General features: G+C 67.8%; 22 protein-coding genes and 1 pseudogene. 15 read left to right on the top strand and 8 right to left on the bottom strand.

What is annotated here, in order from left to right; genetic code table 11:
- The first annotated feature begins 12 nt into the window (after positions 1–12).
- A complete protein-coding gene (locus HWX39_RS01310) occupies positions 13–1,734 on the top strand; it encodes a tannase/feruloyl esterase family alpha/beta hydrolase (RefSeq protein ID WP_175965210.1) in 1,722 nt (573 codons plus the stop codon).
- 65 nt (positions 1,735–1,799) lie between these two features.
- Here HWX39_RS01310 and HWX39_RS01305 read toward each other — a convergent pair whose 3' ends face one another.
- Positions 1,800–2,276: an Lrp/AsnC family transcriptional regulator gene (locus HWX39_RS01305; RefSeq protein WP_175965209.1), complete on the bottom strand. Its 477-nt coding sequence runs from the start codon at positions 2,274–2,276 to the stop codon at positions 1,800–1,802.
- Between the two features lie 180 nt (positions 2,277–2,456).
- On the opposite strand from HWX39_RS01305, the gene HWX39_RS01300 reads away from it, so the two are divergent.
- On the top strand, positions 2,457–3,689 hold the full coding sequence (locus HWX39_RS01300) for a diaminopropionate ammonia-lyase (protein WP_175965208.1): 1,233 nt from the start codon (positions 2,457–2,459) through the stop codon (positions 3,687–3,689).
- A gap of 49 nt (positions 3,690–3,738) precedes the next feature.
- A complete protein-coding gene (locus HWX39_RS01295) occupies positions 3,739–4,929 on the top strand; it encodes a M20 aminoacylase family protein (protein WP_175965207.1) in 1,191 nt (396 codons plus the stop codon).
- A gap of 138 nt (positions 4,930–5,067) precedes the next feature.
- Here HWX39_RS01295 and HWX39_RS01290 read toward each other — a convergent pair whose 3' ends face one another.
- Entirely contained in the window at positions 5,068–6,426 is a 1,359-nt protein-coding gene (locus HWX39_RS01290) for an aspartate aminotransferase family protein (protein ID WP_175965206.1), read from the bottom strand.
- A 514-nt stretch (positions 6,427–6,940) separates the two neighbouring features.
- Here HWX39_RS01290 and HWX39_RS01285 point away from each other — a divergent pair.
- Both HWX39_RS01285 and HWX39_RS01280 read left to right on the top strand, forming a co-directional pair.
- Entirely contained in the window at positions 6,941–7,519 is a 579-nt protein-coding gene (locus HWX39_RS01285) for a CS1 type fimbrial major subunit (RefSeq protein ID WP_175965205.1), read from the top strand.
- A 324-nt stretch (positions 7,520–7,843) separates the two neighbouring features.
- Positions 7,844–8,073: pseudogene (locus tag HWX39_RS01280) on the top strand (endopolygalacturonase); the annotation flags it as partial.
- Positions 8,074–8,333: 260 nt separating this feature from the next.
- Here HWX39_RS01280 and HWX39_RS01275 read toward each other — a convergent pair.
- Both HWX39_RS01275 and HWX39_RS01270 read right to left on the bottom strand, forming a co-directional pair.
- Positions 8,334–8,843: a GNAT family N-acetyltransferase gene (locus tag HWX39_RS01275; RefSeq protein ID WP_175965204.1), complete on the bottom strand. Its 510-nt coding sequence runs from the start codon at positions 8,841–8,843 to the stop codon at positions 8,334–8,336.
- Positions 8,844–9,139: 296 nt separating this feature from the next.
- Positions 9,140–9,787 carry a glycine zipper 2TM domain-containing protein gene (locus HWX39_RS01270; protein WP_175965203.1) on the bottom strand — a complete coding sequence of 216 codons (648 nt, stop codon included), beginning with the start codon at positions 9,785–9,787 and terminating at the stop codon, positions 9,140–9,142.
- A 463-nt stretch (positions 9,788–10,250) separates the two neighbouring features.
- On the opposite strand from HWX39_RS01270, the gene HWX39_RS01265 reads away from it, so the two are divergent.
- The 3 genes from HWX39_RS01265 (at position 10,251) to HWX39_RS01255 (ending at position 13,253) form a co-directional block, all read left to right on the top strand.
- Positions 10,251–11,450: an amidohydrolase family protein gene (locus HWX39_RS01265; RefSeq protein WP_175965202.1), complete on the top strand. Its 1,200-nt coding sequence runs from the start codon at positions 10,251–10,253 to the stop codon at positions 11,448–11,450.
- Between the two features lie 77 nt (positions 11,451–11,527).
- Positions 11,528–12,712: an amidohydrolase family protein gene (locus HWX39_RS01260; RefSeq protein ID WP_175965201.1), complete on the top strand. Its 1,185-nt coding sequence runs from the start codon at positions 11,528–11,530 to the stop codon at positions 12,710–12,712.
- Positions 12,713–12,779: 67 nt separating this feature from the next.
- Complete coding sequence (locus tag HWX39_RS01255) at positions 12,780–13,253, top strand: nuclear transport factor 2 family protein (RefSeq protein ID WP_175965200.1); 474 nt, start codon at positions 12,780–12,782, stop codon at positions 13,251–13,253.
- A gap of 107 nt (positions 13,254–13,360) precedes the next feature.
- Here HWX39_RS01255 and HWX39_RS01250 read toward each other — a convergent pair whose 3' ends face one another.
- Positions 13,361–14,221, bottom strand: coding sequence for a LysR family transcriptional regulator (locus HWX39_RS01250; RefSeq protein ID WP_175965199.1), 861 nt, complete (start codon positions 14,219–14,221; stop codon positions 13,361–13,363).
- 37 nt (positions 14,222–14,258) lie between these two features.
- On the opposite strand from HWX39_RS01250, the gene HWX39_RS01245 reads away from it, so the two are divergent.
- From HWX39_RS01245 to HWX39_RS01235, 3 genes are all read left to right on the top strand, one after another.
- A complete protein-coding gene (locus HWX39_RS01245) occupies positions 14,259–14,552 on the top strand; it encodes a hypothetical protein (protein ID WP_175965198.1) in 294 nt (97 codons plus the stop codon).
- Between the two features lie 298 nt (positions 14,553–14,850).
- A complete protein-coding gene (locus tag HWX39_RS01240; RefSeq protein WP_175965197.1) occupies positions 14,851–15,654 on the top strand; it encodes an ABC transporter substrate-binding protein in 804 nt (267 codons plus the stop codon).
- A 39-nt stretch (positions 15,655–15,693) separates the two neighbouring features.
- Complete coding sequence (locus HWX39_RS01235; protein ID WP_175965196.1) at positions 15,694–16,542, top strand: phytanoyl-CoA dioxygenase family protein; 849 nt, start codon at positions 15,694–15,696, stop codon at positions 16,540–16,542.
- Between the two features lie 81 nt (positions 16,543–16,623).
- On the opposite strand, the gene hutC is transcribed toward HWX39_RS01235, so the two are convergent.
- Positions 16,624–17,361 carry a histidine utilization repressor gene (hutC, locus tag HWX39_RS01230; protein WP_175965195.1) on the bottom strand — a complete coding sequence of 246 codons (738 nt, stop codon included), beginning with the start codon at positions 17,359–17,361 and terminating at the stop codon, positions 16,624–16,626.
- A 30-nt stretch (positions 17,362–17,391) separates the two neighbouring features.
- Positions 17,392–17,934 (bottom strand): XRE family transcriptional regulator, encoded by a 543-nt coding sequence (locus HWX39_RS01225; protein WP_175965194.1) that lies wholly within the window; start codon positions 17,932–17,934, stop codon positions 17,392–17,394.
- Positions 17,935–18,068: 134 nt separating this feature from the next.
- Between HWX39_RS01225 and HWX39_RS01220 the strand changes: the two genes are divergently transcribed.
- From HWX39_RS01220 to HWX39_RS01210, 3 genes are read left to right on the top strand one after another with little or no spacing between them, the layout of a single operon-like run.
- A complete protein-coding gene (locus HWX39_RS01220; protein WP_175965193.1) occupies positions 18,069–18,851 on the top strand; it encodes an aldolase in 783 nt (260 codons plus the stop codon).
- Between the two features lie 50 nt (positions 18,852–18,901).
- The gene (locus HWX39_RS01215) at positions 18,902–19,798 is read left to right on the top strand and encodes a dihydrodipicolinate synthase family protein (protein ID WP_175965192.1); all 897 of its coding nucleotides are present in this window, start codon (positions 18,902–18,904) and stop codon (positions 19,796–19,798) included.
- Positions 19,795–20,502 carry an MOSC domain-containing protein gene (locus HWX39_RS01210; RefSeq protein WP_175965191.1) on the top strand — a complete coding sequence of 236 codons (708 nt, stop codon included), beginning with the start codon at positions 19,795–19,797 and terminating at the stop codon, positions 20,500–20,502. The genes HWX39_RS01215 and HWX39_RS01210 overlap by 4 nt, the downstream gene beginning before the upstream one ends.
- An 11-nt stretch (positions 20,503–20,513) precedes the next feature.
- Here HWX39_RS01210 and HWX39_RS01205 read toward each other — a convergent pair whose 3' ends face one another.
- A complete protein-coding gene (locus HWX39_RS01205) occupies positions 20,514–21,278 on the bottom strand; it encodes an SDR family oxidoreductase (RefSeq protein WP_175965190.1) in 765 nt (254 codons plus the stop codon).
- A 363-nt stretch (positions 21,279–21,641) separates the two neighbouring features.
- Between HWX39_RS01205 and HWX39_RS01200 the strand changes: the two genes are divergently transcribed.
- Complete coding sequence (locus HWX39_RS01200) at positions 21,642–22,349, top strand: YceH family protein (protein WP_175965189.1); 708 nt, start codon at positions 21,642–21,644, stop codon at positions 22,347–22,349.
- Positions 22,350–22,362 lie beyond the last annotated feature (13 nt).

Below are 22,362 nucleotides of genomic sequence, written 5' to 3'. Positions count from 1 at the left end.
ACAGGAGCTATCTTGAACAGACAATCTGCATTCCTCTGCATTGCCCCGCTCACCGCCGCGATGCTCGCCGGTTGCGGCGGCGACGATTCGGTGAATTCCGTGCCGACGCACCTGAGCGCCGCGACACCGGCCGCGATGGCGCAGACCTGCGACGCGCTCGCCGCGAAGCTCGCGTATGCGAACACGTCGTTCACGTCGGTTGCGACCGCGGCCGCCGGCGCGCTCACCTTAGCCGGCAAGCCGATCGCCGAGCACTGCGTGATCGAAGGGAAGATGAACGAGCGCGTGAGCGCGGTGGACGGCAAGACCTATGCGATCGGCTTCGAGATGCGCTTGCCGAAGGCGTGGAACGGCCGCTTCTTCTACCAGGCGAACGGCGGGCTCGACGGCAACATCGTGACCGCGACCGGCGAGATCGGCGGCGGCGGGCCGCTGACCGATGCGCTGAACCAGGGCTTCGCGGTGATCAGCTCGGATTCCGGGCACAGCGGCGCGCAGAACCCGCTGTTCGGCCTCGATCCGCAGGCGCGCATCGACTACGGCTATGGCGCCGTCGATGCGCTGACGCCGATGGCGAAGCAGGTGATCCGTCTCGCGTACGGGAAGGCGCCGGATCGCAGCTACTTCGGCGGCTGCTCGAATGGCGGCCGCCACGCGATGGTCACGGCGGTGCGCAACCCGGCCGACTACGACGGCATCATCGCGGGCGATCCGGGCTTCCACTTGCCGAAGGCGGCGATCGGCGAGATGTATGGCGCGCAGCAGTTCGCGAAGATCGCATCGGCGACCGGGTCGAACGGGCTGCCGGATATCCGCAGCGGTTTCACCGATGCGGAGCGGCAGTTCGTCGGCGCGAAGATCCTCGAGAAATGCGATGCGCTCGACGGCGCGGCCGACGGGATGGTGCAGGACGTCGCCGCGTGCCAGGCGCATTTCAGCGTCGATGCGGACATCCCGACCTGTGCGAACGGCACACGCATGGGCGCGTGCCTGACGACCGCGCAGAAGACCGCGCTCGAGAACGTGTTCACGGGCGCACGCAACAGCGCGGGCACGGCGCTCTACGCGGGCTTTCCGTACGATCCGGGCATCGCCGGCGGCGGCTGGGCCGCGTGGAAGCAGTCCAATTCCATCACGCTCGATCCGGTCGCGATGGCGTTCACGTTCATGTCGCCGCCGAAAACCGCGGCGGTGCTCGCGAACGTGCCCGGCTTCGCGCTCGGTTTCGACATGGACAACGACGCGCCGGCCATTTTCGCGACGAGCGGCGTGTACACGCAATCCGCGTGGTCGTTCATGACGCCGCCCGACGAGACCAACCTGTCCGCGCTGAAGGCGCGCGGTGCGAAGCTGCTGGTCTATCACGGCACGGGCGACCCGGTGTTCTCGTTCGACGACACGCGCGACTGGTATGCGCGGGTCGCGCAGGCGAACGGCGGCGATGCGTCGGATTTCGCGCGTTTCTATCCGGTGCCGGGAATGAACCACTGCTCGGGCGGGCCGGCGGCCGACCAGTTCGACCTGCTGACGCCGCTCGTCGCGTGGGTCGAGCAGGGGCAAGCGCCCGGTACGGTGGTGGCCACTGCGCGCGATGCGACGAACGCGGTGCCGAATGCGGACGTGCCCGCATCGTGGGGGGCGGGGCGCACGCGGCCGCTGTGCCCGTATCCGCAGGTGGCGCGCTACAACGGCTCCGGCGACGTGAATTCGGCGGCGAGCTTCAGCTGCCGCTGACGTAGCCGTCGATGAGAGGCGGCCGGCGTGCGCCGGTCGCCTCGTGTTTGCAAGCGCTCACTCGCTCACTCGCCGGGTTCGACCGGCACCTCGAGCCCGACCTTCACGCGGCTCATGCTCACCAGCGTCTTGAACCGCTTCACGTTGTTGTTCGCGAAGAACAGCTCGCGCGTGAGCGCGTTGTATTGATCCATGTTGCGCACAGCCAGGATCAGCACGAAATCCCATTCCCCGGTCACGTAGTAGCACTGCTGGATCTGCGGGCAGCGCTCGAAGGTGCGCTTCATCGCGTCGAGCTGGTCGATCTGCTCGCTTTCGACCTCGACGTTGACGACGATCGTCAGCGGATGATCGACCTTGTCCGGCGCGACGACGGCTGTGTAGCGCTCGATCACGCCGCTTTCCGCGAGACGCTTCAAACGCCGGTTCACCGCCGCCGTCGACAGGTTCACGCGTGCGCCGAGTTCGCTTTGCGGCGTCTGCGCGTCGCGCTGCACTTCCATCAACAGCTTGCGATCGAACGCATCGAGTGGGGTCGTCATGATGGTGCGCGAAACCTCGAAAGAATGAGAATTTTTTGCGTCCAGGCAACTGTTTTGGCGATTTTATTGACCGGCATGCGCAATATTATTTTTCGGAACGACGGCGAACGCAACCCGCGCTTGCCCGATCCGAACCACCCGACGGGCCGCCTGCGCGGTCCTGCACCGGAGCCTTTCCCCATGCTGATCGCCAACCCCCGCGCGTCGCGCGCCGCCTACCCGAACGCGCTGCGCCGCGTGATGAACATCGCGTCGGCCGACGAAAGCGGCGCGTGGCTGTCGCACTGGCCGCTCGTCGGCCACGCGCGCACGCCGCTGCGCGCGCTGCCGGATCTCGCTGCGCGGCTTGGCGTCGCGAGCGTCAGCGTGAAGGACGAGTCGTGCCGCTCGCCGCTCGGCAGCTTCAAGGCGCTCGGTGCGCCGATCGCACTGGTGCGGCTCGTGAAGCGCCTGCGGCGCACGCAGGATCTCGATCCGCAAGGGCTCGTCACCGGCCGCTACGCGGCGGAGCTGGCCGACCTGACGGTGATCAGCGCGACCGATGGCAATCACGGCCGTGCGCTCGCCGCCGCCGCGCGTGCGATCGGCTGCGGGTGCGTGATCGTGCTGCACGCGAACGTCGACGCCGAGCGCGAACGCGCGATCTCGGCGTACGGCGCGCGGATCGTGCGCATCGCGGGGAACTACGACGAGTCGGTCGTCTGCGCGGCGCAGCTTGCGCAGGCGAACGGCTGGTATGTCGTGTCGGATACGTCGTACGACGGCTACGAAGCGATTCCGCGCGACGTGATGCAAGGTTATGGCGTGATCGCCGCCGAGGCCGCCGCGCAGGCGGCGCAGGACGACAGGCGGCCGTTCACGCATGTGTTGCTGCAGGGCGGCGTGGGCGGCCTCGCCGCGGGCGTCGCGAGCTACCTGTGGGAGCGCGATGGCGCGCAGCGGCCGCATTTCATCGTGGTCGAGCCGCGCCAGGCCGACTGCCTGTATCAGAGTGCGCTCGCGGGGCGGGCGGCGAAGGCGACCGGCAGCGTCGATTCCGTGATGGCCGGCCTGGCGTGCGGCGAGGCGTCGCCGCTCGCATGGGATTTCCTCGAGCTGTGCATCGACCACTTCATGCTGATCGACGACGAGGACGCGGTGCAGGCGATGCGCGGCCTCGCGGCCGGCAGCGAACGCGACGCGCCGCTCGTGGCCGGCGAATCGGGCGCGGCCGGCGTCGCGGGGCTGGCAGTGCTGATGCGCGACCCCGCGCTCGCGCGACAGGTGGGGCTGGGTGCGGATTCGCGCGTGCTGGCGATCAATACCGAAGGCGCGACGGCGCCGTCCGTGTACCGGAGCTGCGTCGGCGAGGCGGCCGACGCCGTGCTCGCGCGGCAGCGCGACTGGCTGGACCGCGCGGCAGTGGCGGCCTGAACGACATCACGACCGATCCCGATCGACTACGACTGACGAGGCCAACGCCATGGACGCAACCGAAGAACGCACGCTGCAGGGGCAACTGAAGACCTGGCGCCGCCATCTGCACCAGCATCCGGAAACGGGTTTCGAAGAAGTGAACACGTCGGACTACGTCGCGCGCATCCTGACGACGCTCGGGCTCGACGTGCATCGCGGGATCGGCGGCACGGGGCTCGTCGCGAACCTGACGGCAGGCACCGGCCGTCGCGCGATCGGCATCCGCGCGGACATGGACGCGCTGAACATCGCCGAGCACGCGCCGGGCCGCGAACATGCGTCGCGCACGCCCGGCAAGATGCATGCGTGCGGGCACGACGGCCACATGTCGATGGTGCTCGGCGCCGCGCAACTGCTGGCCGAGCGCAAGGATTTCGACGGCACCGTGCGTTTCATTTTTCAGCCGGCCGAGGAGCATGGCCGCGGCGCGAAGGCGATGATGGCCGACGGGCTGTTCGAGCGCTTTCCGGTCGACGCGATCTTCGGCGCGCACAACATGCCGGGCATGCGCGCGGGTACGTTCTCGACGCGTGCGGGCGGCATCATGGCGAGCGAAGACAACTTCGTGATCCGGATCGACGGGCGCGGCACGCATGCGGCGCGCCCGCACATGGGCATCGATCCGATCGTGATCGGCGCGCAGGTCGTGCTCGCGCTGCAGACGATCGTGTCGCGCAATCTCGATCCGGGCCAGCAGGCCGTGATCTCGTGCACGGAGTTCATCACCGACGGGCTGCGCAACGTGCTGCCGTCGACGGTGACGATCAAGGGCGACACGCGCAGCTATTCGCGCGACGTGCAGGCGCTGCTGGCAACGCGGATGCGCGAGATCAGCGAAGGGGTTTGCCGCACGCACGGCGCGACCTGCACGTTCGAGTACACGCACGAGTTCGCGCCGACGGTGAATTCGCCGGAGTGGGTCGATACGGCGGTGCAGGCGGCGGCGCAGGTCGCGGGCGCGGATGCGGTGAACGCCGACGTGCAGCCGATGATGATCTCGGAGGATTTCGGCGCATTCCTGCAGGCCGTGCCCGGCAATTTCATGTTCATCGGCAACGGCGAGGCGGCCGGGCGCGGCGGCGTGCCGCTGCATAACGCGGGCTACGATTTCAACGACGAGATCCTGCCGGTGGGGGCGCGGTATTTCGCGGAAGTGGCGCGGCGGGCGTTGAAGGCGGCGCAGCGCGTCGCTGCATGACGCGCACGCGACGGGAAACGGCTCGCCGTGCGGCGGTCCGTTTCACTGTCAGGCGAGACGGGCGACACGAGCGACGCCGCAGGCAACCCATCGCGGCCGTACTCGCGCGATGTGCTGCCTGCCGCGAATGTCACTGCGTCAAACCAGCTCGCCGAGACACGCGTCGAACTGCGTCACGAGTCGGTCGACATCGTCGGCCGTCGTCTGCGGGCACACGAGCATCATGTTGTGGAACGGCGTGATCAGCACGCCGCGATTCAGCAGGTACAGGTGCACGATGTGTTCGAGTTCGCTGTCGAGCTGCGCGCCGGCGAGCGTCCCGTTGCGTGGCGGCACGGGCGCGAACTGAAACTCGGTACGCGCGCCGATGCGCGTCACGCACCACGGCAGCCCGTGCTTCGCGATCGCCTGTTCGAGCCCCGTCGCCAACCGCGCGGCGAGTGCGAACATGTGCGCATAGGCCGCGTCGGTCGCGACCTCGGCCAGCGTCGCACGCATCGCATGCATCGCGAGCATGTTCGCGGTGAGCGTCGTGCCGATTCCCGAATGGCCGGGCGGCGCGTTCAGCTTCGCCTGCTTCGCGCGTTCGGCAAATTCCGCGCTGAACCCGTACACCGCGCACGGCACGCCGCCCGCGATCGGCTTGCCGACCACCAGCATGTCCGGCTCGAGGTCGTGCGCGACCGCATAGCCGCCCGGGCCGCTGCTGATCGTGTGCGTCTCGTCGATCACGAGCAGCGTGCCGTAGCGGCGCGTCAGTTCGCGTGCCGCCGCCCAGAAGCCCGGATCGGGCAGCACCATCCCGATGTTCGTCATCGCGGGCTCGGCGAGCACGCAGGCGACATCACCGCTTTTCAGCGCCGCTTCGAGTGCAGCCAGATCGTTGAATTCGACGACGCGCGTGTTCGCGAGCAGGTCGTATGACTGCCCGAGCAGGCTGTCGCGCTGCACGGGGCGGCCGTCGACGAGATCGACGAACACGTCGTCGACCGTGCCGTGATAGCAGCCGTTGAACACCACGATCGTATTGCGGCCGGTGGCCGCGCGCGCCCAGCGCAGCACGAAGCGGTTCGCGTCGCTCGCGCTCAGCGCGAACTGCCAGACCGGCAGCCTGAAGCGGCGCGCGAGTTCACGTGCGACCCACGCGGCGTCCTCGCTCGGCAGCATCGTCGTGTAGCCGCGCGTGGCCTGTTCGGCGAGCGCGCGCGCGACCGGTTCGGGCGCATGGCCGAACATCGCGCCGGTGTCGCCGAGGCAGAAGTCCACGTAGCGATGGCCGTCGACGTCGGTGAACGTCGCGCCGCGCGCTTCCTTCACGTACAGCGAGAACGGCGTCGACCAGTCCTGCATCCAGTGCAACGGCACGCCGAACAGCAGATGCTCGGATGCTTCCGCGGACAGGGCGCGGGAGACCGGCATGGCTTCGGTGAATGCGCGGCGCTCGCGATCGAACAGCGTGCGGGCGCGGATGAGGTCGACTCCGTGACGGGAAGGCAAAGGCGGCTCCTGGGCTGTGAAGATGCGGAAACGATAGCGCGGGCGGAGGGGGGCTGAACAGGGGCGGAATTACCGAGGCGAATGGGCGCGCACGAATATCCCTTGCGATTGACGATGACGTTGGCGAGCGTGACGGCAGGTGCTTACCGTGCGAGTTTTATTTGATTTGGAGATGGCACTGGTGAATGGAAATCGAAAAGAACCGTGAAGGTTTCCATGGATATTTATCCCGGTTATCGTGGCCTATCGTTAATGCACGCCGTGGCGTGAGGTGTTCGCCCGAGCTTGTCATTGCTGGATGACGGGGGAATCCGATACGCGGTTACGAATGCATCCGGACGATTCGATCGCTCGTGCATGCGGCTGGGCGTGTCGAATTCCGCGGGGATTTTCTTGTTAATTTAGAGATAAGCGAATACCGGATTTTCCAGCAATGACGGGATCGTGGGCTCGAAGCGGGCCGGCTTGTCGGCGATCGGATTTCAACCATCCATCCAGAATGCGGAGCAACACAATGAAGATCGGAAAGCAGCTTGCCGCACTCGCCGTGTGCGGCGCATTGGCCGGCATCGCTCATGCAGGCCCGACGTCGCCGCAAGCGGTCGTCAAGAAGATCACGCTGACGGCGCATATCGGGGACAGCCTGTTCGTGTCGAAGCCGGACAATTCCGCGTGGTACGACGTGGTCGAACTGAACGCGACGGACCGTGCGCAGCAGGCGTTCGCCGCGACGCTGCCGATCCGCGTGCGCACGACGAACCCCGATATCAACGTCGCGCTGTTGCAGCCGCTGCGGCTGTCGAACGGTCGCGACGACATGGCCAACGCGAAGGTCGTGCTGACGGGCAAGGCGGGCGACGCGGAAATCGCATCCGGCGCCGCTCGGACGATCACGCTGGTCAGGCCCGGTCACGACGGCTTTGACGGCTACGACGAAACGCGCAACCTGATAGTCAGCGCCCATGCGCCGGCCGTCAGTGGCGCGACGTCGGCCAACGGGAGTTACCACGGCGATCTGGTGCTGATGTTCGAACCGGCCGCTTCGGCGGGACGCGAGCCGGCAACGGGTGCGGTAGCGGCCGCTGGCGAGTAGGTCATTGCCCCGGCGGACGGTGTCGGCCGGGGTGTTTCAGTTGAAGTTTGTGCGCATAAATGTACGACAACATATCTCTGAAATTACTCTTTTGCGATGTGAGTGAGCGCATACATTCGAGGCATTATCCCGGTTAAAAAAAGGATAAGCGACAAATACGGGCTCGGCTGCGGTCGCGTTCGGACTGCGCATCATGATACGACAACGTACAAGTAACGATCCGCCGTCTGGCGCGTCGATACCCCATGCACTGAAGGAGCTCCCACGGCTGCAAACAATCGCCGTTCGTCTTCGCCTGCCCGATCGCCCTCGTCGAAGCGCGCGTTGCGTCGCGCTTTCATCGGCTGGACCGGCGCGCTCGCCGGCGGCGCCATGCTCGGCGGACCGCTCGCGGCGACCGGGCCTTTGCGGGAGGCCGCATGCCCAATGCGTCGGCGGTCGACCTCGTCTGGGGCGAGCATGGCGCGGCTGCGCGCATCGCCGCGTCGCTCGCGTACGTGTCGCGGCTCGCGCTGCGCGGGCGCGATGCCGACGTGACGCACTCCGGCGCGCGCCGCCGGTGCTTGCCGTGCAGCCGATTTCCGGCGTGACGATCAGCAACTGCGACTTCGGCACCCCGGTCGCGTCGGGCACACCGACGGTCACGTGGGCCGATCCATGCGTTCAACGTGAGCGCGATGACGCTGATGAACGTGACGATCGCCGGGCCGGCCGTCAATACGACGATTACCGACTAGCGGTGACGAGAGGTGAAGGTGAGGGGCGTTCGCGCGCGGTTGGTCGATGCACGCGAACGCCAACCTGATTGAATGCGTTACGCCAGCGTCTTGACCATGTGATGCTCGTCGTAGAAGCGGCCGTCGACGAACAGCGAGCGCGGTTCCGTGCCGAACCGGACGAACCCCTGCGACGCATACAGCCGTTCAGCGGTGCCGTTGACCTCGTTCACGCACAGCATCAGCTGCTTGCAGCCCCACGCCTGCGCCGCGTGCGCGGTCGCGCTTTCGAGCAGCGTTTGCGCGATGCCTTGCCCGCGATACGCGGGATCGACAAACACGCCCCAGGTCGTCGCCTTGTGCGCGATCTTCATGCGCGCATCGCGGCGCACGCCGGTGATGCCGACGAGCGTATCGCCGTCGAACGCGCCGAACACGGCACGTTCGTGGGTCGGCGTGATGCGCGTCGCGAATTCGTCGACGGGCACCTGCGATTCTTCTTCGAGCGTCGGCAGGAACGAGGTGGGCGCGGTGTCGACCGCACGCAGGCGAAGGGTCTGGAAACGGGCAGCGTCGGCCGCGTCGAGCAGGCGGGTCGTGATCGTCATGGGGGCGTTCCGGTTGAAGGTCGTGCATGCCGGCGCGGGCCATTGCGGCCGCAGGATGCATCGTCCTTATCGTAATAGGAATCCGGAGGTCGCGTGGCGGTGTTCGGCATCGCCGCGCGGTCGATGTCACATCGCGTCGCCTGGCCGCGCCGCATCGCCGTCGACACGGCGATACCGGAGCGCTCGGACGAGCGAGGCGAGAGTGAGGCGAAGCAGGTGCGCCGTCGCGCCGAACCGGCGCACGACGTCAAACGCGCGACGATGCGCCCGCTCAGGTCAGGCGCACCGTATCGGCATCAATACCGCGCCAGCTGGTTGCCGTTGATCTGCACGCGATCACCCGGCCGCAGATTGCCCGGCGACTGCACGTCGAACGAACGCATCGTGCCGTCGCTGACCTGCACGTCGATCCGGTAGCTGCTCGGGCCTTGCGCGGCGCCCATCTGCTGGCCGATCTGGTTGCCGGCCACCGCACCGCCGAGTGCACCGATCACGGTCGCCGCATCGCGGCCGTGGCCGCGGCCGAACTGGTTGCCCACCAGGCCGCCGACCAGTGCACCGACGACGGTGCCGGCCACGCCCGACGGGCCGACCGAGCCGTTGACCGGCTGGATGTTCGAGACCGTGCCGTACTGCGTGCCGTAGCCGTTGCCGTATTGCTGCGGATTCCCGTACTGGTCATACGGCTGCTGCGACCCGTATTGCTGCGGATTCCCGTACTGGTCGTACGGTTGCGGCGCCTGGTTCGGATAGGGTTGTTGCTGCTGCACGTAGCCCGGTTGCGAATACGCGGGCTGCGCGTAGCCGGGCGTCGCGTATTGCTGCTGCGGATACCCCGGCTGCGCGCCGTAGTAGCCCGGTGCGACGCAGGCGGTCAGCGGAAGCGCCGCGACGGCGACGAGCGAGGCGAACAGAACGGTCTTCGTGGAAGGCATGTGCATCATGGTGTTTCCTGCATCGGCAACGGGTTCGCCGACGAATGCCGGGACGGGTGGCGAACTCGGCGTGAGTATAAGGAATGGGTGGAAGCGCGTCCGGTGCGGCCGGGTAACAACGTGTAAAGTCTGTTGCCGCGTAAATCGCCGTCCCGGCGGGGCGCCGAAGCGACGCCCGACAAGGGCGCGACGCGGCTTCCGGACGCCCGCTTTCGGGTGAGGCCGACGCTGCGCGGCCATCGGCTTTTCCCCGTCTTCACCGCAATCCCGCCCCATCGCCGGGCCTGGCCCGGCGATCCCTCGCGACGCGCATCGCGAAATCGAATGCGCGGCATCGCGACATTTAATTGGCCTCGGGCGGCGGCGTCCGATATCGTGGCTCGATTCCCTGCCAACGGTCGCGTCGCGCCGGCTGCGGTTCCTTTCCCTGTCCGCGCCGGTGTCGCGCCGCGACCGCCCCACATTCCGAGCCATGACCGATCGTCTCTTCGTCAACGCCGTCGACGCCGGCGGCCAGCCCATCAACCTCGTCGTCCGTGACGGCCGCTTTGCCGCGATCGGCGCCGATTGCGCCGCCGCGCCCGGCGCGGAAACGATCGACCTCGACGGCCGCGTCGTGCTGCCCGGCTTCGTCGACGGCCACCTCCACCTCGACAAGAGCTTCGTCGGCGATCGCTGGGTGCCGCACGAACCGGTCGGCACGCTGCGCGAGCGGCTCGCGGTCGAGAAGCGCCAGCTCGCGGCCGCGCGGCCGATCGTCGAGCGCGCGAATGCGCTGATCGCGCAGGCCGCGGCATTCGGCACGGTCGCGATGCGCAGCCACGTCGACGTCGATGCGACCACGGGCCTGTCGAACCTGCAGGCCGTGATGGCCGTGCGCGAGCAATGGCGCGGCATCGTCGAAATCGAACTGGTTGCGTTCCCGCAGGCGGGCGTCGTGTCGTGCTCCGGCACCGCCGCGATCCTTGACGCCGCCGTGCGCGAAGGTGCGGACGTGGTCGGCGGGATCGACCCGACGACGCTCGACGGCGATGCGGACGGCCAGCTCGACATCGTGTTCGGCATCGCCGAGAAGCGCGGCGCGAAGATCGACATTCACCTGCACGAGCCCGGTGAAACGGGCATCGCGCAGCTGCTGCGGATCGCGGCGCGCACGCGCGCGGCGGGGCTCGGCGGCCGCGTGAACGTGAGCCATGCTTACGCGCTCGGCCAGGTGAGCGACGACGACCTGCAACGCACCGCGGCGGCGCTGGCCGAAGCCGGCGTGTCGATCCTGACGAATGCGCCGGGCGACTGCGCGTTTCCGCCGGTACAGCCGCTGCGCGATGCGGGCGTGCACGTGTTCGCGGGCAACGACAACATCCGTGACGCATGGTGGCCGTACGGTAACGGCGACATGCTGCAGCGCGCGATGATGGTCGGCTATCGGTCAGGCTTCTACACCGATGAAGCGCTCGGTATCGCGCTGGACATGGCGACGCACGCCGGCGCGCGCGTGATCGGAAAGGACAACTATGGAATCGCGGTCGGCTGCGATGCGACGTTCGTCGCGGTGCGTGCGCCGAACGCGGCGGCGGCCGTCGCGGGCGTGCCGGCCGAGCGCTGGGTGTTCCGTCGCGGCGAAATCGACACGGGCGCGCCGTTCGCCCCCGCGCTGCGCCTGGCGCGCTGACCCACCCGACCGGCGGCACGGCACGCGCCGTGCCCTCCTCGCACTGCCTTGCACCAACCGACTACCCCGGAACCGACATGACGAACCTGCTGATCCGCAACGTCCGCCCGAGCGCCGACGCCGCGCTCGACATCCTGATCGAAGGCGATCGGATCGCGCGCATCGGCCCGTCGCTCGACGCGCCCGCCGGCTGCGTGATCGAGGACGGCGCGGGCGCGCTCGCGCTGCCCGGCCTCGTCGAAGGCCACACGCACCTCGACAAGACGCACTGGGGAATGCCGTGGTATCGCAACCAGGTCGGGCCGCGCCTCGTCGACCGGATCGAGAACGAACGCCACTATCGCGCGACGAGCGGCCATGACGCCGGCGCCGCGTCGCTCGCGCTGGCACGCGCGTTCCTCGCGGCCGGCACGACGCGCATCCGCACGCACGTCGACATCGATACCGAAGCCGGGCTGCGGCATCTGCACGGCGTGCTCGCGACGCGCGAGACGCTGCGCGGGGAAGTTGAAATCCAGATCGTCGCGTTTCCGCAGTCGGGCGTGCTCAAGCGGCCGGGCACCGATGCGCTGTTGTCCGAAGCCCTCGCCGCCGGCGCCGATCTGCTCGGCGGGCTCGACCCGTGCGCGATCGAAGGCGATCCGGTCGAGGCGGTGGACGTGCTGTTCGCGATCGCCGAGCGTCACGGCCGCGGGCTCGACCTTCATCTGCACGAGCGCGGATCGATGGGCGCGTACTCGCTCGACCTGATCCTGCAGCGCACGGCCACGCACGGCATGCAGGGCAAGGTGACGATCAGCCACGGGTTCTGTCTCGGCGATATCGCCGAACGCGAGCGCGATGCGTTGCTCGCGCGGATGGCCGGACTCGGCGTCGGGCTCGTCACGACCGCGCCGGCGGCGGTGCCCGTGCCGCCGGTGGCCGCGTGCCGCGCGGCGGGCGTGACGGTCATCGGCGGCAACGACGGCGTGCGCGATACGTGGACGCCGTACGGGTCGCCCGACATGCTCGAACGCGCGATGCTGATCGGCATGCGCAACGATTTCCGTCGCGACGATGCGCTGGAAGTCGCGCTCGACTGCGTGACGCACGGCGCGGCGCGCGGGTGCGGTTTCGCCGACTACGGGCTGCAGCCGGGCAGCCGCGCGGATGTCGTGCTCGTCGATGCACTGACGTTCGCCGAGGCGGTCGTCGCGCGGCCGTTGCGGCGGCTCGTCGTGTCGTCGGGGAAGATCGTCGCGCGCAACGGCGCGCTGGCCTGAGCGAAGCGTGAGCGCGGCGTCGCCCCGGTATGATCGGGTTTTCAGCCGGATTTCCCGGGAGACGACGATGCGACGCACGACAGCGGCACGGGCCGCACGATGGATGGCGGCAGTCCTGTTCGCCGTGAACGCCGCGCATGCGGTGGCGGCCGGCCCGACCGACGCGCAGCAGGAAGCCAACCGGCGGACGGTGCTCGCGTTCTACGAAAAAGGCCTGAACGAGAAAGATGCGGGCGCCGCGCTCGCGTACGTCGGCGATCGCTACGTGCAGCACAACCCGAATGCGGCCGACGGCCGCGACGGCTTCCGCCAATTCGTTGCATTCCTGCGTGACAAATATCCGCGGTCGCACAGCGAGATCAAGCGCTCGTTCGTCGACGGCGACTACGTGATCCTGCACGTGCATGCGGTGCGCGAACCCGGCACACGCGGCAGCGCGATCATGGACATCTTCAAGCTCGAGAACGGCAAGATCGTCGAGCACTGGGACGTCAATCAACCCGTGCCCGAGCAGGCCGCCAACGGGAACACGATGTTCTGACGGGGATGGGGTGCATCGGTGTTTCGATGCGTCCGCGAGCTTGCCGCATCGGCGGTGCCGGCGGCGCAGCGGCGTCCTTCACAGTGCGGCCGCATCCGGCCTGCTTGCTACTCCTCGAGTTCCAGCATCGCCGCGAGCGCCTTCGTCAGTTCGCTGACCATCGGGTCGGCCGTCGGCCGATGCAGGATCGCGATGTCCATGTGCTCGATCGGCGCGAAGCCCTGTTTCGCGGTCAGCACGACGTGCTCGTCCGTCACCACGCGCGCGGGCAGCACGCTGATGCCGAGCCCGTCCGCGACGGCGGCCTGGATGCCGCTCAGGCTCGACGTCGTGAAGCTGATCCGCCAGCGGCGGCCGCGCTCCTCGATCGCCTTGATCATGTCGTCGCGATAGAGCCCGCGCGGCGGAAACGCGACGATCGGCACCGGGTCGAGATCGATCGACGGATGCCTTGCGCTGTCGATCCAGCGCAGCTTCTCGGGCCAGCGCACGACGGCCTCGCGGCTGTCGCGACGCTGCTTGATCAGCACAAGGTCGAGCTCGCCGCGGTCGTATGCGGCGCTGACGTCGCGGCTCAGCCCGCACGTCACTTCGAGCTTCACCTGCGGATGTGCGCGCTTGAATGCCGCGAGCGCATGCGTCGTGCGGCCTGCCGCGAAATCGTCGGGCACGCCGAGCCGGATCGTCAGCGCGACCGTGGCGCCCGACAGCGCCTCCAGCATCTCGTCGTTCAGCGCGATCATGCGCCGCGCGTAGCTGAGCACCGTCACGCCCGCGTCGGTCGGCCGCACGTCGCGCGTGCCGCGGTCGAGCAGGCGGTGCCCGGCGATTTCCTCGAGCCGGCGCACCTTCTGGCTGACCGTCGACTGTGTCGAATGCAGGCGCGCGGACGCCGTCGTGAAGCTGCCGCAGTCGGCGACCATCACGAGCGCACGCAGCAGGTCGAGGTCGAACAGAGGTCTATTCATTTCTGCACTTTTGTGGATTCGAGCATTTCATTTCCAAATGCGTGCGACGACTTTTAACATGGCCGGATACCGTGGGCAATCGCGGTTTCGCCGGACGCGGCGCGGCGATGTGCGGCGCCACGGGGTGCCGGACGCATTGCATCGGCCGCGCTTTGGTGCACGCGGCACGCAAGGAGGAAACGGGATGTTGTTCAAACGGATCGCGATCATCGGCTCGTTTGCGTTGGCCTCGCTTGCGTCGGCGGTGGTGGCCGCCGACGGCGGCGCGCGCGAAGGCCGGCTGCGCGGCGCGGCCGAATTGGGCGAGACCGTGCCGGGATTACCGGTATAGACATCGTCATCTCACCTATAGCCGGAAAAACACGCCCTGTGCCGGTGTGCATCCCGCAGGTCAAATACCCCAGGAATGCGAGGAAATTCCTGTCAGACAGTCAAGTTGCAGGCGCGATTGCATTCTTCCTTCCCGGTTCATGTCTCCCATCTACCCCGCCCCCCTTTCCCCTGCTTGCGCTCGAAAATTAAGCGGTCTAGACTGCTTCGCAGTTCCATCGAAGTCCCTGTCTTTCGCGCACCGCTCCCCACCGGACGCCGGCGCCTGCCCGCCGCGTCGAGACCTTCAAGGACACGCCATGAACCGCACTGCAAAGCTCCTCGTTACCGCGCTGGCGTTCGCGCCGCTCGTGTCATTCGCGCAGGACACGTCGACGATCCGCTGGGGCATCGACCCCACGTATCCGCCGTTCGAGGCGAAGCAGCCCGACGGTTCGCTCGCCGGCTTCGACATCGACCTGCGCAACGCGATCTGCGAGCAACTGCATGCGAAGTGCGTGTGGGTCGAGCAGGGCTTCGACGGGATGATTCCGGCGCTGCGCGCGCGCAAGTTCGACGTGATCATGTCCGCGATGACGGCCACCGACGAGCGGCTCAAGCAGATCGACTTCTCGAACAAGCTGTATGCGTCGCCGGGCGCGCTCGTCGCGCCGGTCGGCTCGAAGCTGCTGCCGAACGCCGCATCGCTCGCGGGCAAGCGCGTCGGGATCGACCAGGGCACGACGCAGGAAGCGTACGCGAAGGCCGAATGGGCGACCAAGGGCGTGACGATCGTCTCGTACCAGAACCAGGACCAGGTGTACCAGGATCTCGTCAACGGCCGCCTCGACGCGACCTTCCAGGACAAGACACAGGCCGGCTACTCGTTCCTGAAGACGCCGCGCGGCAAGGGCTACGCGTTCGCGGGCCCCGACGTGACCGACGTGCGGATCACCGGCTACGGCGTCGCAATGGGCGTGCGCAAGGGCGACGAAGCGATGAAGAAGCGGCTGAACGACGCGATCGTTGCGATCCGCGCGAACGGCACGTACCAGAAGATCGCCGCGAAATACTTCGACTTCGACATCTACGGCGCGAAGCAGCAGCTGACTTCCGCACCGTGATTCCGTGATCCCGTGATTCATTCAATCGACAGGCACACCATGACGAGTATCCAGGACCGCGTCGCGCAAGCCGTGACCCCCGACCTGATCGCCGCGTTCCGCGAGGAAGGGGCGGTCTGCATCAAGGGCATCTTCTCGCCCGACGAAGTCGCCGCGCTGCGCGCCGGCATCGACGCGAATCTCGCACAGCCGAGCGCGCGTGCGAAAGTCGCGAGCCGGCCCGACGATCCGGGCTGGTTCTTCGAGGATTTCTGCAACTGGCAGCACAACGACGCGTATCGCGACTTCATCGTGCGCTCGCCGGCGCCGTCGGTCGCCGCCGCGCTGATGGGCACCGAACACGTGCGGCTCCATCACGACCACCTGCTCGTGAAGGAGCCCGGCACGCGGCAGCGCACGCCGTGGCACCAGGACCAGCCGTACTACAACATCGAAGGCGACGACAACGTCAGCATGTGGATTCCGGTCGACCCGGTGCCGCTCGAATCGACGCTGGAATTCGTCGCGGGCTCGCATCTCGGGCCGTGGCTGATGCCGCGCACGTTCATGGACAAGGAAGCGAAGTGGTTCCCGGAAGGCAGCCTCGCGGATCTGCCGGACATCGAAGGCGACCGCGCGGCATTTCCGATCCGTCACTGGGCGCTCGAGCCCGGCGACATGGTGTGCTTCCGGATGCTCACGCTGCATGCGTCGGGCGGTACGCAGAACCGCCGCCGCGCGTTCTCGATCCGCTTCGTCGGCGACGATATCCGTCACGCGCCGCGCCGCTGGAAGACGTCGCCCGATTTCCCGGGGCTCGCCGAGCAGTTGCCCGACGGCGCGCCGCTCGATCACCCGCTGTTTCCGGTCGTGTGGTCGCGTGGCGCGGGGCAGGCCGGCGCGATCTGACACCGGCGGGCGTGCATGACGGGCGCGGCGGCCGTTTGCTGACGAAACGGCCGCCGTGTGTTTGCGTGCGCGGGAACAGGATCAGGTCGGGTGGCGTCCGGCGCCCGGCTTGAAGCGCGAGCCGAGCCGGTAGCGGTTGCCCGGATGCAGGAAGTGCACGAACGTGACGGGTTGCCCGTTTGTCCAGGTGCGGCGCGTGAGCGTGAGGCACGGCTCGTCGGCGCGCATGTCGAGCAGCCGCGCCTGTTCGCCGGTCGGCAACGACGCATCGACCACGTGCTCGATCTCCAGCTCGTCGTGCGACACGTTGTTGTACAGGTACTCGGACGGCGGCTCGACCTGGAAATCCTGGTCGATGAAGCCGGGTGCGGCGGCCGGGTTCACGTAGCGATCCTCTAGCTGGATCGGGCGGCCGTTTTCCTCGTGCACGCACACCACATGAAACACCGGCGTGTTGACCGGCAGGCCGAACGCGGCCGCGACGTCGAAGGACGCGGGTTCGCTCGACTGGCTCAACACGCGGCAGCGATATTCGTGCCCGCGCGCGCGGATTTCGTCGCGGATGTGCGCGATCATCAGCAGGTTCGACTGCGGCTTCACCTCGGCGACGAAGGTGCCGACGCCCGCGATGCGCTTCAGCACGCCTTCCTCGGTCAGCTCGCGCAGCGCGCGATTGACCGTCATGCGTGCGACGCCGAACTGCGCGGCGAGATCGAGCTCGGACGGGATGCGATCCCCGGGGCGCCAGTCGCCCGATTCGACATTCTGGCGAACGAGCGTCTTGATCTGCTGGAACGGTGCGGTGGCCTTCGTGACCATCGGGGATCCTTGCGCGAAAAGGTGACGATGCTAGTCGTCGTGACTGACGATGACCAGAAGCTCCGCCTGCGCGGTGCCGAGGCTGCGCGTGCGGTGCGGGATGAGTGCGTTGAAATAGACTGAATCGCCGGTCTTGAGTTGCACCGTCTCGTTCGGGAATTCGATTTCGACGCGCCCCTTGTGCACGAACAGGAACTCCTCGCCTTCGTGCTCGCGGAACGTCGACGCGACGAATGCGTGCGGCGGATGCACGACGAACGGCAGCATCTTCTTCGGTGCGACGCCGGCCGCGATGCTCTCGAAGCGATGCGCGTGGCTGTCGGCTGCCGCGCCCATCGCCGTGCGCTCGCCCGCGCGCGTGACCGTGATCAGCTCGCGGTTGTGGCTTTCCGAGAATAACTGCTCGACGTCGACGTTCAGCGCTTTCGACAGCTTCAGCGCGACCGCGATCGACGGCACGCTCAGGCCGCGCTCGACTTTCGACAGGTAGCTCTTGGTGAGGCCCGTCTCGTCGGCCAGCACGTCGAGTGTCCAGCCCTTCTGTTTTCTGAGCAGTTTCAGGCGAATCGTCATGGGGCGCCAAGTGTCCTTCGAAAAACCGATTGTATCGCATGACACGAAGTGTCCTGTGGTGTATTGTGTGTCATTTTGCTTCGGGAAAGCGGCCGCGGACGGCGCGACCGACCCGATCCATTCAGGAGGTGAACATGGCGCAAACGCTGAATCTGACGAAGGAGGCGCTGGTCGCGCTGGCGGAGCGGCGTCTGGACGACGAGGTGGGCGACAGCGGCTGGTCCGTGCGGCAGAAGCTCGCGCTCACGTGCCGGATCCTGTTCGACGCCGGGCACGACTCGGGCCTGGCCGGGCAGATCACCTGCCGTGCGGGCGACGCCGGCACGTACTACACGCAGCGGCTCGGGCTCGGTTTCGACGAGATTTCGGCGGCGAACCTGCTGCGCGTGAACGAGGATCTCGATGTCGTCGATGGCGCAGGCATTCCGAATCCGGCCAACCGGTTCCACACATGGATCTACCGCGAGCGCCCGGACGTGAACTGCATCATCCATACGCATCCGGCGCACGTCGCGGCGCTGTCGATGCTCGAGCAGCCGCTCGTCGTGTCGCACATGGACACCTGCCCGCTGTACGACGATTGCGCGTTCCTGAAGGACTGGCCCGGTGTGCCGGTCGGCAACGAGGAGGGCGAGATCATTTCGAAGGCGCTCGGCAGCAAGCGCGCGATCCTGCTGTCGCACCACGGCCAGCTCGTGGTCGGCAAGACGATCGAGGAAGCGTGCATTCTCGCGCTGCTGATCGAGCGGGCCGCGAAGCTGCAACTGCTCGCGATGTCGGCCGGCGAGATCAAGCCGGTGCCGCCGGCGCTGGCGCGCGAAGCGCACGACTGGATTTCGAAGCCGAAGCGCGATGCGGTGACGTTCGACTACTACGCGCGCAGGGCGTTGCGTACGCACCAGGACTGCATCGAATGAGCGCGTGATTCGTCACGGTCATGTCAGATCATCATTGAGGAATACCTATCGTGTCCATCCAGTTGAAAGGCATCATTGCCTACCCGGTTACACCGTTCTCCGCCGACGGCGCCATCGACCTGAAAACGCTCGACGCGCTGATCGAGCGCCTGATTGCCGACGGCGTTCACGCGATCGCGCCGCTCGGCAGTACCGGCGAAAGCGCATACCTGTCCGACGCCGAATGGGAGGCGGTCGCCACCGCGTCGATTCGCGCGGTGCGCCGGCGCGTGCCGACCGTCGTCGGCATTTCCGATCTCACCACGGCGGGCGCGGTGCGCCGCGCGCGCTTCGCCGAACGGGCCGGCGCCGATGCGGTGATGGTGCTGCCGGTGTCGTACTGGAAGCTCGCCAACGACGAGATCGTCGCGCACTATCGCGCGATTGGCGATGCCATCGGCATTCCGATCATGCTGTACAACAACCCCGCGACGAGCGGCGTCGACATGTCGCCGGACCTGATCGCGACGATCTGCCGGCGCGTCGACAACGTGACGATGGTGAAGGAGAGCACCGGCGACATCGGGCGGATGCACCGGCTCGCGCAGCTGAGCGACGGCGCGATCCCGTTCTACAACGGCAGCAATCCGATGGCGCTCGCCGCGCTCGCAGCGGGCGCGGCCGGATGGTGCACGGCCGCGCCGAACCTGAACGCGGCGTTGCCGCTGGCGCTGTTCGACGCGATGCGCGCGGGCGACCTGGCGCGCGCCAGGACGGTTTTTCATGCGCAGCTGCCGCTGCTGCAGTTCATCGTGAACGGCGGGTTGCCGGTGACCGTGAAGGCCGGGTTGCGCCTGCGCGGCTTCGATGCGGGTGAACCGAGGAAGCCGCTGATGCCGCTCGGCGACGCGCGCACGCGCGAACTCGAACGCTTGCTCGCAGCGCTGCCCGACGGTGTGACGACATGAACGATGCGGCATGGCCGGCGATTTCGGTCGCCATCGGCGCGGTGCGGGTCGGCCAGAGCCGGCCGCTGGCCGGCACGCCGCACGCCAGCGCGATCGACAAGCAGCCGGTCGGCTCGCGTCTGTGGCTGGGCACGCTCGGCTTTGCCGGCGACGAGCAGGCCGATGCGCGGCATCACGGCGGCCCGGACAAGGCGGTCCACCACTATGCGCACGATCACTACGCGTGGTGGTCGGCTCAAATCGGCGCTCGCGACGTGTTTGCGCAACCGGGCGCGTTCGGCGAGAACCTGTCGACGCATGGCGTGACCGAGCGCGACGTGTGTCTCGGCGACGTGTTCACGCTGGGGGGCGCCGTGCTTCAGGTGTCGCAGTCGCGGCAGCCGTGCTGGAAACTGAACACGCGTTTCGATCATCCGCGGATGGCCGCGCTCGTGCAACAGAGCGGCCGGACGGGCTGGTACTACCGCGTGCTGCAGGAAGGCTGGGTGGCGCCGGGTGACGTGCTGGCGTTGCATCGGCGCGGCTATCCGCAATGGCCGCTGTCGACCGTGCTCGACGTGCTGTACCGGCGCACGCTCGACATGGCCGCGCTCGATGCGCTGTGCGACGTGCCGATACTGCCGCCCGGCTGGCGCAAGATGCTCGACAAGCGCCGGGCGGAGCGGCAGGTCGAAGACTGGACGCAGCGGCTCGAAGGGCGTTGACGGGCCCTGGCTCAGTGGCTCGGCAATTCCCGCACGTCCGCCGTCGGCGCCGAGCCGAACGCATCGCTCAGCGCATAGCCGATCAGCTGTCGCGCGGCCGCCTCGGGCGTCGCGAGCGCGCCGCTCGACTTCAGCTGGTCGAATTTCTCGCGCATCGGGAAATTGTCTTCGCTGGTCGAGCGGATCGTCGCCTGCATGCTCGTATCGACGACGCCCGGCGCGACGCTGCAGATCCGCAGCGCGCGGTTCGCGTCGAGCGCGACGGCGCGCGCATGGTGATCGAGTGCCGCCTTGGTTGCGCAATAGATGCTCCAGCCCGCGTACGCATTGCGTGCCGCGCCGCTCGACACGTGCAGGATCCGGCATTCCGTCGTGGCCGATACCGCTTGCGTGAGCGCGGCCGACAGCATCAGCGGTGCCGCGACGTTCACGCCGACCGCGCGCGCGACGATTGCCGGGTCTTGCGCAGCGAGCGGGCCGATCGGATCGACGATGCCCGCGTTGTTGAACAGCAGCACGAGCGACGCGCCGTCGACGAAGCGGCGCAGTGTGCCACTCGCCAGCCAGGCCGCGACGGCCGACGTGTCCGACAGGTCGAGTTTGATTTCGGCGAAACGGTCGCTCGCCTGCGACGCGAGCGACGGATGGCGGCTGCGCGACACGCCGAGCACGGCGACGCCTTCCAGCAGCAGTTGTTCGGCGAGCGACGCGCCGAGGCCGCGCGTGTGTCCGGTGACGATGGCGCGCACGTGCGGAGCGGAAGAGGATGCGGTCATGGAGGTGAGTGGTTCGAAGGGATGAACGGGATGAGCACATGCGTGGCGGCAACGCGTGCGGGACGGGCGATGCGTGATGTGGCGTGCGAATGCGGTCGCGCGCCGCCGCGGGCGTCAGGGTGACGCATATCGTAGCGCCCGCCTGCGCGTCGCGCAAACGCCGCCGCGTGCAGGGAGGCGGAATCCGCCGCACGGCACCGGCCGGCCGATAGGTTGGACGAAAGCCTGCTGCGGCAAGTGCGCGCGCCCGCACACCGCGCGGCGCCGGCTACGCGACGCGAGCTATCATATGGCTCGCCCGTGCGCGATGCCGGACGGGCCGCGACCGTTTCCCTTCACCTGCTGCACGCTGCGACGCCACTCATGAACACCACGCCGGATACGCCCACGCCACGCGCCCTTCGCGAACTCACGCCTCTCGAGGCCCGCATTCTCGGTGTGCTCGTCGAGAAACAGCACACGGTGCCGGACACCTATCCGCTATCGCTGAACGCGCTGACCGCGGGCTGCAACCAGAAAACCGCGCGCGCACCGGTGATGAACGTCAGCGAGGATGAAGTCACGACCGCGCTCGACGGGCTGAAGCACCTGAGCCTCGTGATGGAAGGCAGCAGCAGCCGTGTGCCGCGTTTCGAGCACAACATGAACCGCGTGCTCGGCATCCCGAGCCAGGCGATCGCGCTGCTGACGATCCTGCTGCTGCGCGGCCCGCAGACGGCCGCCGAACTGCGCCTGAACAGCGCGCGCCTGCACGGTTTCGCGGATATTTCGTCGGTCGAGGCGTTCCTCGACGAGCTCGCGGCGCGCGCGCAACCGCTCGTCGTCCGGCTGCCGCGTGCGCCGGGGGCGCGCGAGAACCGCTGGATGCACCTGATGTGCGGCGAAGTGAACATGGCCGACTTCGCGAGCGCCGATGCCGGCGGCGCCGATTCCGTTCCGCCTTCGGAATTCGAAGCGCTGAAGGCCGAACAGAAGCGCCTCGCGGACGAAGTGGCGCGGCTAAGTGCGCTGGTTCAGCGGATGGCCAGCGAACTGGGCATCGACGTCGACGCGCAACGCGACGCGTCCTGACACAAGCGGCTGC

The organism is Burkholderia sp. BCC0322, from assembly GCF_902833045.1.
GTDB lineage: Bacteria > Pseudomonadota > Gammaproteobacteria > Burkholderiales > Burkholderiaceae > Burkholderia.
Note: the sequence above shows the minus strand (reverse complement) of the source record. Positions and strands in the feature narration are given on the sequence as shown.